The 12,553-nt window shown below is 63.8% G+C and carries 15 protein-coding genes; 7 read left to right on the top strand and 8 right to left on the bottom strand.

The genetic code is table 11. The features are described from left to right. The first annotated feature begins 34 nt into the window (after positions 1-34). Positions 35-211 carry a hypothetical protein gene (locus ABIE49_RS14010; protein WP_192737656.1) on the top strand — a complete coding sequence of 59 codons (177 nt, stop codon included), beginning with the start codon at positions 35-37 and terminating at the stop codon, positions 209-211. Positions 212-315: 104 nt separating this feature from the next. On the opposite strand, the gene uvrB is transcribed toward ABIE49_RS14010, so the two are convergent. The 5 genes from uvrB to ABIE49_RS13985 all read right to left on the bottom strand — a co-directional run bounded on the left by uvrB (position 316) and on the right by ABIE49_RS13985 (position 6,216). After that, the gene (gene uvrB, locus ABIE49_RS14005) at positions 316-3,345 is read right to left on the bottom strand and encodes an excinuclease ABC subunit UvrB (RefSeq protein ID WP_192737655.1); all 3,030 of its coding nucleotides are present in this window, start codon (positions 3,343-3,345) and stop codon (positions 316-318) included. A gap of 183 nt (positions 3,346-3,528) precedes the next feature. Next, on the bottom strand, positions 3,529-3,753 hold the full coding sequence (locus ABIE49_RS14000) for a hypothetical protein (RefSeq protein ID WP_192737654.1): 225 nt from the start codon (positions 3,751-3,753) through the stop codon (positions 3,529-3,531). A gap of 14 nt (positions 3,754-3,767) precedes the next feature. Further along, positions 3,768-3,983, bottom strand: coding sequence for a hypothetical protein (locus tag ABIE49_RS13995; RefSeq protein ID WP_192737653.1), 216 nt, complete (start codon positions 3,981-3,983; stop codon positions 3,768-3,770). A gap of 120 nt (positions 3,984-4,103) precedes the next feature. Then, entirely contained in the window at positions 4,104-5,321 is a 1,218-nt protein-coding gene (locus ABIE49_RS13990) for an NAD(P)-binding domain-containing protein (RefSeq protein WP_192737652.1), read from the bottom strand. Further along, a complete protein-coding gene (locus ABIE49_RS13985; RefSeq protein ID WP_192737651.1) occupies positions 5,311-6,216 on the bottom strand; it encodes a LysR substrate-binding domain-containing protein in 906 nt (301 codons plus the stop codon). Before ABIE49_RS13985 ends, ABIE49_RS13990 begins: the two co-directional genes overlap by 11 nt. Before the next feature lie 90 nt (positions 6,217-6,306). Between ABIE49_RS13985 and ABIE49_RS13980 the strand changes: the two genes are divergently transcribed. The 5 genes from ABIE49_RS13980 (at position 6,307) to ABIE49_RS13960 (ending at position 9,804) form a co-directional block, all read left to right on the top strand. Then, positions 6,307-7,068 carry a sulfite exporter TauE/SafE family protein gene (locus ABIE49_RS13980; RefSeq protein ID WP_192737650.1) on the top strand — a complete coding sequence of 254 codons (762 nt, stop codon included), beginning with the start codon at positions 6,307-6,309 and terminating at the stop codon, positions 7,066-7,068. A gap of 32 nt (positions 7,069-7,100) precedes the next feature. Further along, positions 7,101-7,337 carry a hypothetical protein gene (locus tag ABIE49_RS13975; protein ID WP_192737649.1) on the top strand — a complete coding sequence of 79 codons (237 nt, stop codon included), beginning with the start codon at positions 7,101-7,103 and terminating at the stop codon, positions 7,335-7,337. Between the two features lie 141 nt (positions 7,338-7,478). After that, positions 7,479-8,186 carry a glutathione binding-like protein gene (locus ABIE49_RS13970; RefSeq protein WP_192737648.1) on the top strand — a complete coding sequence of 236 codons (708 nt, stop codon included), beginning with the start codon at positions 7,479-7,481 and terminating at the stop codon, positions 8,184-8,186. A 136-nt stretch (positions 8,187-8,322) separates the two neighbouring features. Beyond that, entirely contained in the window at positions 8,323-9,018 is a 696-nt protein-coding gene (locus tag ABIE49_RS13965) for a glutathione S-transferase family protein (protein ID WP_192737647.1), read from the top strand. Positions 9,019-9,156: 138 nt separating this feature from the next. Beyond that, a complete protein-coding gene (locus ABIE49_RS13960) occupies positions 9,157-9,804 on the top strand; it encodes a VOC family protein (protein WP_192737646.1) in 648 nt (215 codons plus the stop codon). Positions 9,805-9,998: 194 nt separating this feature from the next. Here ABIE49_RS13960 and ABIE49_RS13955 read toward each other — a convergent pair whose 3' ends face one another. After that, entirely contained in the window at positions 9,999-10,790 is a 792-nt protein-coding gene (locus tag ABIE49_RS13955; protein ID WP_192737645.1) for a crotonase/enoyl-CoA hydratase family protein, read from the bottom strand. A gap of 85 nt (positions 10,791-10,875) precedes the next feature. On the opposite strand from ABIE49_RS13955, the gene ABIE49_RS13950 reads away from it, so the two are divergent. Next, positions 10,876-11,475 carry a TetR/AcrR family transcriptional regulator gene (locus ABIE49_RS13950; RefSeq protein ID WP_192737644.1) on the top strand — a complete coding sequence of 200 codons (600 nt, stop codon included), beginning with the start codon at positions 10,876-10,878 and terminating at the stop codon, positions 11,473-11,475. A gap of 91 nt (positions 11,476-11,566) precedes the next feature. Here the strand turns inward: ABIE49_RS13950 and ABIE49_RS13945 are convergent, their stop codons facing one another. Together ABIE49_RS13945 and ABIE49_RS13940 are read right to left on the bottom strand one after the other, a co-directional pair. Continuing rightward, a complete protein-coding gene (locus tag ABIE49_RS13945; RefSeq protein WP_192737713.1) occupies positions 11,567-12,256 on the bottom strand; it encodes an HAD family hydrolase in 690 nt (229 codons plus the stop codon). Continuing rightward, positions 12,253-12,456 carry a cysteine-rich CWC family protein gene (locus ABIE49_RS13940; RefSeq protein ID WP_354066822.1) on the bottom strand — a complete coding sequence of 68 codons (204 nt, stop codon included), beginning with the start codon at positions 12,454-12,456 and terminating at the stop codon, positions 12,253-12,255. The genes ABIE49_RS13945 and ABIE49_RS13940 overlap by 4 nt, the downstream gene beginning before the upstream one ends. Positions 12,457-12,553 lie beyond the last annotated feature (97 nt).

The following is a 12,553-nucleotide window of genomic DNA, read 5'->3' as shown; positions in this document are numbered from 1 at the left end:
CGCCCGAGGGTTGCACTTATTCGGACGGTCCGCCATGTTCGTTCCTGCCAACGGTCGTCCGCTCGGTGGAGAATTCGCAAGGGGAGGCTATGAACCCTCACAGCTTGTATTTATTGAAGTTGTTCTGGGGCACCGTTTTCGCTGGCGTCTTTCTTTGTTGGTTCTTTTCTTTCTTGAAGCGGGCCGCGAAGGCGAAAGGTGTGAAGTATAACTGGTTCGCTGTTGTGTTGTCGTTTTCCACGATGGGACTCGCCTTGTATCTGATTTTCTTTGCTCAGATTTGAGTCTGGTAAGGCAAGCAGAGCCAACATCTTCCTACCTCTTCTTCCATCCGCCCCGATGCCCCGGTGCGCCGCCGCTCGATCGCGGCGACGGGCCGAATTCCGGGCCAGATTGGCGCGAGTCGGTGGGCTGGAAGATTTTGGTGTTGCCGCTGATGTCGGGCTTGCGCGGTTTGGCGCCGCTGGGGCGGTAGGGCAGTGATTCCGGGCCGTGCATTTCGTCGAGGTGGGGTTTGTGGACTTTGGAGGTGGAGCCACGAGCACCACCCGTGCGATACCCCTCTCCCTGACCCTCCCCCGCAAGGGGGGAGGGAACGGAGGGACCGCCGCTGCGGGACGAGCCGCCGCGCATTCCGCCGCGCTTCTTCGAGGCGCTGGCGGGCAGGTTCGCGGAGTCGCCGTATTTCTTCGTGCCCGCGTACGCCCCGGCCTTCGCCGCGACGCCGCGCTGCTTGATGGTGGGGTCGTCGACCACGGCTAGCTCCGTGGCGCGGAGGCGTTTGACTTCGTCGCGTAATCTGGCGGCTTCCTCGAAATTCAAATCGGCGGCGGCTTCACGCATTCTGGTTTCGAGGTCGTTCAGCACGGTCTCGAAATTGTGGCCGATCGAGATGACGTCGTCGGCCATGCCGCCGTCGCCGATTTCCACCAGCACATGGTCGCGCTCGTAGACACTGTTCATGATGTCGCCGATGGACTTCTTGATGCTTTCGGGCGTGATGCCGTTGGCGGTGTTGTATTCGACCTGCTTCTCGCGGCGGCGGTCGGTCTCGGCGATGGCGCGCTCCATCGAGCCGGTCATCTGGTCGGCATAGAGGATCACCTTGCCGTCGACGTTGCGCGCGGCGCGGCCGATGGTCTGGATCAGCGAGGTCTCGCTGCGCAAAAAGCCTTCCTTGTCGGCGTCGAGGATCGCGACCAGCGCGCATTCGGGAATGTCGAGGCCCTCGCGCAAGAGGTTGATGCCGACCAGCGCGTCGAACGCGCCGAGGCGAAGGTCGCGGATGATCTCGATGCGCTCGATCGTGTCGATATCTGAGTGCATGTAGCGCACGCGAATCCCCTGCTCGTGCAGGTATTCGGTGAGATCTTCCGCCATCCGTTTTGTCAGCACCGTGATCAGCGAGCGATAACCGGCCTGCGCGGTGGCGCGGACTTCGCCGACGAGGTCGTCAACCTGCGTGCGCGCCGGGCGGATGTTGACCGGCGGATCGATCAGGCCGGTGGGGCGGATCACCTGTTCGACGAACACGCCGCCGCTCTCGTTCAGCTCCCAGCCTGATGGCGTCGCCGACACCGCGACCGATTGCGGGCGCATCATGTCCCATTCCTCGAAGCGCAGCGGACGGTTGTCCATGCAGGAGGGCAGCCGAAAACCGTATTCGGCCAGCGTCGCCTTGCGCCGGAAGTCGCCTTTGAACATGGCGCCGATCTGCGGCACCGTGACGTGGCTTTCGTCGGCGAACACAAGCGCGTTGTCGGGGACGTATTCGAACAGCGTCGGCGGCGGCTCGCCGGGGCGGCGGCCGGTGAGGTAGCGCGAATAGTTCTCGATGCCGGCGCAGCTTCCCGTCGCTTCCATCATTTCGAGATCGAACGTCGTCCGCTGCTCCAGCCGCTGCGCTTCCAATAGCCGGCCCTGGTTGTTGAGCTGATCGAGCCGCAGCTTCAATTCTGATTTGATCGACTTGATCGCCTGCACCAGCGTCGGGCGCGGCGTCACATAGTGCGAGTTGGCGTAGATCTTGATGAACTCGAGATCGTCCTGCTTGTGGCCGGTGAGCGGATCGAATTCCTCGATATTTTCGACGGTGTCGCCGAACAGGTTCACGCGCCAGGCGCGGTCTTCATAGTGCGCCGGGAAGATGTCGATGACGTCGCCGCGCACGCGAAAAGTGCCGCGGGTGAAATCGGCCTGGGTGCGCTTGTATTGCAGCGCCACGAGGTCGGCGATCAATTGCCGCTGGTCGATGCGCTCGTTCTTCTTCAGCGCAAATGTCATCGCGGTGTAGGTCTCGACCGAGCCGATACCGTAGATGCACGACACGGAGGCGACGATGATGACGTCGTCGCGCTCCAGCAGCGCGCGCGTCGCCGAGTGGCGCATGCGGTCGATCTGCTCGTTGATCGAGGAGTCCTTCTCTATGTAGGTGTCGGTGCGCGGCACATAGGCTTCGGGTTGGTAGTAGTCGTAATAGCTGACGAAGTATTCCACGGCGTTGTCGGGGAAGAAGCTCTTGAACTCGCCATAGAGCTGCGCCGCCAGCGTCTTGTTCGGCGCCAGGATGATGGCGGGGCGCTGGGTAGCCTCGATCACCTTGGCCATGGTGTAGGTCTTGCCGGAGCCGGTGACGCCGAGCAGCACCTGGGTGCGGTCGCTGCGCGCAATGCCTTCGACCAGTTCCTTGATCGCGGTGGGCTGGTCGCCCTTCGGCTCATATTCGGACTTGATCTCGAAGCGCACGCCGCCTTCAGACTTCTCCGGGCGCGGCGGGCGGTGCGGCGTCCAGACCTTCACGCCGCCGCCTTCGCCCTTGAATTCGGGGCGGCCCTCGCGGATCAGATCTTCCAGCGCATCGGCCGTGGCCTGGACGCCGAGCGCCTCCATCTTGTTGCGCGGCGGGCGCGCCAGCGCGGCGGCGTCTTCCTCTTCGGTGGTGAAGCCGAATTGTTTTGCCAGTTCCGGATCGAGCGTCGGGATAGTGGCTGACGTGCCGTAATTGGCTTGCGGGGCTTCGTCGAGGCTGTCCGGGCTTCGTGCGCCCGGCGGCTGCGGATTCGGGCGCAGCGGTTGCGGATAGGGATCAGCGGAACTCGGCGGGAAGTTCTTGGGCGTCGACGATCGCGCGCGATGCACGGCGGCCTCGCCGCCGGAACGGCGGTCCTTCGAATTGTCCGGCGGCGGCTGCAGGCCGGTGCCCGAGCCCATGCCGGCATCGCCGCGGTTGATCGCAGGATTGAGCAGTTCCGCCAAGGCGGGCCCGATCGGCTGAACTTCCGGCCGGTGAGCTTTGGATTTCGGGGTTTTGCCGGATTTTTTTGGGGAGTCGGGTTTCTTCGCCATGGGGCGAATATGGGCCCAATCGGCGCGCGAAAAAAGGGCAAAGCCGGTGCTGATTTCACCTCGTCATGCCCGGCCTTGTGCCGGGCATCCACGTCTTGGCTGGATGTGTGAAAAAGACGTGGATGGCCGGGACAAGCCTGGCCATGACGGTGTTGATTATTGCAATGTCAGCAGATGTCAGCGTCAGGCGAAGACGTCGCTGGAATCCGCAACCGTCGCGGCCGGCGAATCCGCCTTGACGATGTCGAGATGGATGCCGCCGCACTTCGTGCAGCGCATGGTCCAGTATTCGACGCCAGCCTTGCCGGGGATGATGCGCAGCACCGCGAGGGAGGCGCTGCATTGCGGGCAGTTCGACATCACCTGCCGGGAGGATTGTGTCGCGGGCTCCGGTTCAGGTTGCGACATCGCAGCAGCCTGCTTCAGGCCGCCGCCGTATAGCGTTGCCGGTTCTGGTCGATATAGGCTTTCGCATCCGCGATCGCCGCTTCCGGATCGGACCATGCAAAGCCGACTTCGAGCGTCGGAAACGACAAGCCATCGATGACGACCGGCGCGAGATCGGCTCGTTGTATCCTGGCGTGCCATTGCCCTCTCCCCGCTTCGAACGACTGAATTTCAAAGCCGCCGTAAATCATGGCTGAACTCCCGGCATCACGATCGCCCCCCGCGATCATCCGGGCCTGATCAGACCATGGTTTTTCGACCGCCGGTGTGAACCGGTTCACATCTCGGCGTATTTTCGGGCAGAGGGAACTTCAGCGGCGGGCGGCGATGTGATCGGCGAGCACGGCGGCATCGTCGCCGACGCCGGACAAAAAGGCGGAATACAGTTTCGACAGAAACGGCAGGCCGAGGAAGTAGAGCCCCGGTACCTCTGACACGCCACCCCGATGGACCGGTTCGCCGCTGCTGTCCCTGACCGGAAGGTCGATCCAGCTGAAATCGACGCCGTAGCCGGTGGCCCAGATTACCGCATGGATCTCCTCCTTGCCGAGGTCGATGCGCCGGATCGGTTCGGTGACGCAGGGCGGGTCGGCCAGCACAGTACGGGCGGCGGGGTCAGCGGGCAGATGGAGGCCGTGCTGTTCGACATGCGCGTCCATCATGTCGAGGAAACCTGCATAATAGGCATCGCCGGTCGCGAGGCTCTCGGCCAGGCCGGGGCCAATCTCGAGCACGCCGTCGCGCGCCGCCTGCACCCGTCCCAGCAGCGTGATGCCGTCGGCGGCGAACTTGCGGAAGTCGATGGTGTAGCCGCCATAGGCGCCTGTGATCGACGGGTTGACCCGGATCGGGCCGCGCTGCTCCGCCGTCATGTCGAACAGGCGAAGGGCGCCGAACCACCAGGTCAAATCCTGTCCGCGGTAACGGCGCGGCATGCGGGTGTGCTGGCCGACCGCAAGAAAGACCCGGAGGCCGGCGCGATGCAGTTCGTCGGCGATCTGCGCGCCGGATGCGCCTGCGCCAACCACCAGCACGGCGCCCGGTGGCAGCTGGCCCGGATTCCGATAGCTGTTGGCATGGATCTGAAACACCGGATGATCGCGCAGCAGATCCGGCACCAGCGGCTGCTGATAGGGCCCGGTCGCGACCACGACGTTGTTGGCCTCGATGATGCCATCAGCGGTCTCGGCGATGAATCCGGCATTGCCGCGCTTCAAACGCGTTACCTCGACGCCGCAGCGGATTGGCGGCGCGACGAATTCGGCAAAGGCGTCGATGAACTCCACGATCTCGCCTGATGTGGCGAAGGCGTCAGGATCGCTGTGCGGAAAGGCAAAATCGGGCAGCTGCACCGACCAGTTCGGAAACTGGAATTTCAGCCCGTCCCAACGTTCGCTGCGCCAGCGCTCCGCAATGCGCGCCCGCTCCAGCACGAGGTGCAAAATGCCGCGCTGCTTCAGCCGGTAACTCATCACGAGCCCGGCCTGGCCGCCGCCGATCACGAGCGTGTCGATGCGTTCAATTGGCATGGCGCGGGCCCTTGCGGCGGGCGGCGGGCTCGGCGGCCGCGCGGATGATCCAGCGCCGGAACGCGACAAAGTCGCGCTGGCCGGTGCGGAATTCGCGATAGACCAGGTACCAGCGCATGCCCTTGGGCACGCTCAGCGCAAACGGCGCCACCAGCCGGCCGGCGGCGAGGTCGTCGTCGATATAGGGGCGGATGCCCATCGCGACGCCGAGACCGTCGACCGCGGCCTGCAGCGCCTGGCCGTAGAATTGAAACTCCGGACCGCGCGCGCTGACGCGGGCGACGCTTGCCGCCTTCAGCCATGACGGCCAATCGTCGGGCGAATGCGCGACGCGTAGCAGCGTGGGCCCCTTCAGATCGCCGGGCCGCTTGAGCGAGCTTGCAAGGCGGGGCGCGCAGACCGGCAACAGGTCGGCCGCGAACAGCGGCTCGGCGATCAGCCCCGGCCATTCGCCGTCGCCGAGCTGGATGCCGCAGCTCCAGTCCTCGCCGAACGGCGCGGCGGCGCCGCCGGTGGTGATGCGCACGTCGATGTTGGGCTCCTGCTTGTGAAAATCGGCCAGCCGCGGGATCAGCCAGCGCATCGCAAAGGTCGGCCCGACGCCGATGGTCAGCACGCGGACGGTGGAGGGCGCCGTGACCTGCGCGGTCAGGCTCGCCAGCGCGTCGAAGATCGGCGTCAGCCCGCTCTGATAGGTGCGCCCGGCGGCCGTCGTCACCAGGCGGTTGGCCTTGCGCTCGAACAGTGCCACGCCAAGCCGGTCTTCCAGAAGATGCACCATCCGGCTGACCGCCGCCGCCGATACGTTGAGTTCGCTACCAGCCGCCGCAAAGCTGCCGCTCCGCGCCGCGGCCTCGAATGCCTTGATGCCGTTGAGGAAGAGCAGCCGCCGCATTCGAACCCTCAGGAAAACTGATGCCAGGGCAAGATAACTCAGTTTGCACGCGCCGTCCAAGCGCGGCAGAAGTATGTCAGGAGATTCAAGATGACGCCGCTTCTGATCGCAGCACTTGGCTTGTTGATGGTCGCGACAGCTTTCCTGTCGGGCCTGTTCGGCATGGCCGGCGGCATGATCCTGATCGGCGTGCTGCTGGCCCTGATGCCGCTGCCGACCGCGATGGTGCTGCATGCGATCACGCAGATGGCGTCCAATGGCTGGCGCGCCTTCCTGTGGCGCGCGCATATCAGGTGGCGGCCGGTCGCGGTCTATCTGATCGGCTGCGCACTGGCGCTCGGGCTCTGGTCGCTCTCGCGCTACGTGCCGGACAAGCCGATCGCGCTGCTGCTGCTCGGGGTCACGCCGTTCATGGCGCGGCTGATGCCGGCGAATTTGAAGCCGAACCCCGACAGCATCTGGCAGGGCAGTTTCTACGGCTTCATCTGCATGGGACTGATGCTGATGACCGGCGTATCCGGGCCATTGATGGATACGTTCTTCCTCGGCGGCAAGTTCGACCGCCGCGAGATCGTCGCGACCAAGGCGACCTGCCAGGTCGCGAGTCACCTCGTCAAGCTGGTCTATTTCGGCGGCATCATCGATCAGGCGGCGACGCTCGATCCGGTGCTGGCGGCGGTTGCGATCGCAGCCTCGATGCTCGGCACCACGCTGGCGCGGCGCATCCTGGAAGCGATGAGCGACGCGCAGTTCCGAACCTGGGCGGGACGGCTGATCACGACGGTTGCCGGCTACTACATCCTCTACGGCGGCTGGCTCCTGGTCACGCGCTCCAGCGCGATGGCTTTTTGATAGCGACGGCATTCCGGACGAAGGAGGACCCGATGACCGAGACGACAGACGCACTGGTGCTCGATCTCGTCGAATGGGTGGCGCGCGAGCCGAGACTCTATTCCGAAGTAATCGAGACCTGGCGCACCTCATGCCCGCGGCTGACGATCTGGGAAGACGCGGTCGAGCGCGGCTATGTCGCGCGCCAGCCGGTCGAAGGTCTCGGCGTGCGCGTCGCGATCACCGAAGGCGGCAAGAATTTCCTGCGGGAACACGGCCGGGCGAACTGATCGTTTCCCGCGCGTGCGGGAAGTCATCACATTCGCGCGCACGGCACCAATTCCATTGACTCCACGACGCGACACGACCACATTCATGCATCCGCATCCTTTTTGCGATGCGTGCAATTTCATCAACGCGGGACCGTGCCAATGATCGACCTTCATTACTGGACCACGCCGAACGGCCACAAGATCACGATGTTCCTCGAAGAGACCGGGCTGAAGTACAAAATCTTTCCGGTGCAGATCGGCAAGGGCGAACAGTTCAACCCGGAGTTTCTGGCGATCGCGCCGAACAACCGCATTCCGGCGATGGTCGATCACGAGCCGAAGGGTGGCGGCAAACCGATCTCGGTGTTCGAGTCCGGCGCGATGCTGCTGTATCTCGCCGAGAAGACCGGAAAGTTCCTGCCATCAGATATCTATGGCCGCTATGACGCGATCCAATGGACGTTCTGGCAGATGGGCGGGCTCGGGCCGATGGCCGGGCAGAACCACCATTTCCGCAACTACGCCCAGGAAAAAATCAAATACGCCATCGACCGCTACGTGAACGAGACCAACCGGCTCTACGGCGTGCTCAACAAGCGCCTCGCCGACCGCGAATTCATCGCCGGTGATTACTCGATCGCCGACATGGCGAGCTATCCCTGGATCGTGCCCTACAAGAACCAGGAACAGAACATCGACGACTTTCCGCATCTGAAGCGCTGGCTGGAAACCATCCGCGCGCGGCCCGCGACCGAGCGCGCCTACGCGCTGGCGAAAGAGGTCAATCCGAATTTCGGCCAGCCGGTCAACCGCACCGAGGAAGAGCGCCGGGTGTTGTTTGGGCAAACCGCTGCGGTGGTGCGGTAGGACACATCTCTAGCGCCGTCATTGCGAGCGCAAGCGAAGCAATCCATCGCGCGGCAAGCGAGTGGATTGCTTCGTCGCTTGCGCTCCTCGCAATGACGGTTAGGGTGGTGGCTGACATCGCTTAGGTTCTGCATCTGTGACTCTCAAACTCTTCGAACTCGTCGGCGCCGACGCCGCCCGCCCGTTCAGTCCGTACTGCTGGCGGACGCGGATGGCGCTGGCGCATAAGGGGCTTTCCGCGGAAACCGTTCCGTGGTGTTTTACGGAAAAGGACGCGATCGCGCCGCACGGATCCGAAAGGGTGCCGGTGCTGCTCGACGGCGAAACGTCTGTCGTCGATTCCTGGACGATCGCGAACTATCTCGAAGACAAATATCTGGACCGGCCGTCGCTGTTCGGCGGCGAGGGCGGCCGCGCCATGGCGCGCATGCTGAACTGGTGGGGCGATGTCGCCGTGATCGGCGGCTTGTCTCCGATGATCGTCGCCGACATCCCGTTAAACCTGAAGCCGGTGGACGCCGCCTATTTCCGCAAGTCACGGGAAGTGCGCTTCGGCAAGCCGCTGGAAGAGGTGGTGGCGGGCCGGGACAAGGCGGTCGAAGGCTTTCGCAAATCGCTCGACCCGTTGCGGCTGACCTTGAAGACGCAATCCTATCTCGGCGGTGGGCAGCCGAACTATGCGGACTACATCGTGTTCGGCGGGTTTCAGTGGGCGCGCGTGGTCAGCCCGTTCAGGCTGCTTGAGGAAGACGATCCGGTCTATGCCTGGCGCGAGCGGCTGCTCGACGCTTTCGACGGCATGGCGCGCAGATCGCCGGGATTTGCGGTGTAGGTTCCGGCGCGCGACAGCGACAGCCCGCTTGACAGAAACCGGTCGTCTCCGTCATTCTTTCAGGGCTGCATGTAGGGCGCATCGGCTTTCGCCGAAGGGGCAATGCCCACCTACGTAACGTCAACCGTAGCTGCGCCCATGCCGAATCTCGAAAACCTCAGGAAGCAGGCCAAGCTCGTTCTGCGCTGGCATCGTGACCGCTATTATCCGGTCGCGGCACAGATCAGGTCGGGCCTGCCTCGCTATGGCCAAATGACCGATTCCGAAATCCTCGCGCAAAGCTTCAAGCTCGGCGATGCGCAGGAACTGGTCGCGCGGCAGTATGGCTTCGAGAACTGGCAGGCGCTCAAGACAGGACTCAACACCATGTCAGATCATGCAGACGTCATTTCCACCAAAGCCGTCATATCAGCCGCCGAGCCGCAACTTTTCGTCGCCGATATCAAGGCTTCCTGCGATTTTTTCACCGGCAGGCTGGGCTTCGCCGTTGCGTTCACCTATGGCGAGCCGCCGTTCTATGCACAGGTGAAGCGCGACGGGGCGCGGCTCAATTTGCGTTGCGTCGAGGGGGCGATGATTGACCCCGGTCTGCGCGACCGCGAGCAATTGTTGTCCGCGTCACTCACGGTCGCGACGGCGGAAGCGATCAAGCAACTCTTCCTGGAGTTCCAGGCTGCGGGTGTCACGTTCTTCCAGACACTGAAGCGAGAGCCATGGGGCGCCAGGGATTTCATTCTGAAAGATCCAGACGGCAATCTGCTGCTGTTTGCCGGGCCGGCGGAGTAGTCCGGCAACCACCACGTCATTGCGAGCGCAAGCGAAGCAATCCATTGGCGCCGAGGAGCGAAGTGTGGATTGCTTCCGCCTTCGCTCGTGAGCTACGGCGGACAAGTCGTCGCGTTGCTCTCTTGAGCAAACGCTTCGCGTTTGTCGCCGGCAATGACGGTTGCTACGGGCAGCACAATGCCGCCTAGCCGACATCACCGGCCGCGATAGCTCGGCGGCCGTCGCTCGCTCCAGGCGGCCAGGCCTTCGCGGAGGTCGCTGGTCGGCACCATGGCGGCGAACTGCTCGCTCTCGACTTGCAGTCCTTCGCCGATGGCCATGTTCAATCCGCGGGTGACTGATGTGATGATGCTGCGGACCGCAAGCGGCGAGTGACGCATGATCCGGTGAGCCAGTTGGCGCGCCGCGGGCAGCAATTCATCATGCGGCACGACTGAATTGACGAGACCGATCTCCAGGGCCCGCGCGGGCGAAAAGGGATCGCCGGTTAATAGCAGCTCCAGCGCGCGTTTGCGCCCGGCCAGCCGCGGCAGGCGCTGGGTTCCGCCGAAGGTCGGCGGCATGCCGAGATTGATTTCCGGTTTTGCAAACTGCGCCCGGTCGCTGGCGATGGCCAGATGCACCGCCTCGGTGATCTCGCATCCGCCGCCGAACGCCAGGCCATTGACCGCGGCGATCACGGGCTTTCGGAACGCCTCAAGACGCACCGTCATCGCCTGTCCGCGCCGGACGAAGTCGCGTATCGCCGCATTCGGGCCCTGCCGAACGCTGCCCGAAAACTCCTTGATGTCGGCGCCTGCGGAGAACGCCCGCTCGCCGGCGCCGGTCAGGATCACGGCGCCAATGCCGGCATCGGTCTCGATCGTGTCGAGCGCGGTCATCAAACGATCGATCAGATCGTAATTCAGCGCGTTGAGTTTTTCGGGCCGGTTGAGCGTGATCAGCGCAATCGCGCCTTTGGTTTCGAGCAGCACGGCGTCGGACATGACGGTCTCCGCAAATGTCGGTGTCGGTGGTACCTTAGGCGCGGCATCACATTGTGTATATTCACTGGTCGGTATACATAGACACATGGCGAAATCGGAAACTCCCACCCGCGAGCGGATCGTTTCGGCGGCAAACGCGCTGTTTTACGCCGACGGTATCCGCGGCGTGAGCGTCGACGCGGTGGCGGCGAAGGCCGGCGTCACCAAGCGGACGCTGTATTATCATTTCAAGAGCAAGGATGACTTGGTGGCGGCTTATCTTGCCGGCCGAGACCAGCCAAATCTCGCGCTGTTCAAGCAATGGTTCGCGGAGGCTGACGGCGGATTGCCGGTAAAGATCGAGCGGATTTTTCGCAATCTCGCCCGCTCGGCCCGGCATCCCAAATGGAAGGGGTGCGGCTTCCTGCGCACCTCGGCGGAACTGGCCAACATGCCCGGCCATCCCGCGATGAAGATCGGCGCCGCCCACAAAAAGAAGTTCGAGCACTGGCTGCGCGCGACGTTCGAGGCCGAGGGGATCGCCGAAGCAGCGCAACTCGCCCGGCAGATATTGCTGTTGCTGGACGGATCGTTCGCCGTCGTCCTGCTGCATCGCGATCCCAGCTATATGGAGACCGCAGGTCAAGCCGCGCATGCGCTGACCAAGGCGGCGCTGCCGGCGCGGGGGAAATCGCGGGCGCGATAGATGCGGTAGTCCGTCATTGCGAGCGAAGCGAAGCAATCCACGCCCGCCGCAAGCGGAGATATGGATTGCTTCGCTTCGCTCGCAATGACGGCTACGACGAGCGGCGTCCAAACCCACCGCGCGTTCGCAGCACCTCAAGCACCGCGCCGAGATCGTCCACGACAGCCGCGCATCGGGCGCGCGATTCATCCGTCGGCGGCACCATATCCGGCACCATGATCGTGATCGCGCCGGCGGCATGCGCGGATGTCACGCCATGATTTGAATCCTCGACGGCCACGCAGAACTCCGGGTTCAGGCTGAGCCTGGACGCCGCCAGCAGATACAGATCAGGGCTCGGCTTGCCGCGCGTGACGTCGTCGCGGGTCAGAACATGGTCGAAACGGCTGCGGATTCCGGCCAGCGTCAAATGCGCATCCGCCGTGCGGCGTGACGACGAGGTCACGATCGCCATCGGGCATTCGCTGCCCTGCAACGCATCGAGCAATTCGACGGCGCCGCGCTTCAGCGGCAGGCCGGCGCCAAGAATTTCGTCGCGCCGTGCGATGAAGGCCTCGTTGATCGCGGGCAGCGGAAAGTCCTCACCATAGCGCGCAATGAGCATGGCCTCGCAGTCCGGGGCGGGCAGGCCGACCATCGCATGGCACAGCGTCTCGACAGCGTCGGTATAACCGAACGCGCCGAGCGCCGAGACCAGGCTGTCGAAGTAAACCCGCTCGGTGTCGAGCAGCGTTCCATCCATGTCGAGCAGAACGGCCCGGACGTCCCATTCGCCGGTCACGTTGCGGCCGCGCTCGAGGCGCGCGCCGCCGCCTGGCGCAGGCAAGCCGGGCACAGGCAATCGCTGCCGTCCAGCGGCATCGGCATCCGGAAAGCTTCCTCGCTGCACCAGCACGGCCCGGACAGGCTGCAGGAGAACTCGGTGCCGCAGCCGGCGCAGTCGAGGCGGCGCGAGGGAGGATTGTCTGACCGATTTGTCATGAAACGAGGTGTTTTCTAACCGGGTTTTAATTCGGGCTTCATCCCGAAAGGCGTTATGCTTACCGGCAAATCATATACCGGGGACGTGCTGAGGGAA

Source organism: Bradyrhizobium sp. OAE829, assembly GCF_040546575.1.
Classification (GTDB): domain Bacteria; phylum Pseudomonadota; class Alphaproteobacteria; order Rhizobiales; family Xanthobacteraceae; genus Bradyrhizobium.
The sequence above is the reverse complement of the archived record's forward strand: the minus strand, read 5'-3'. Positions and strand labels throughout refer to the sequence as shown.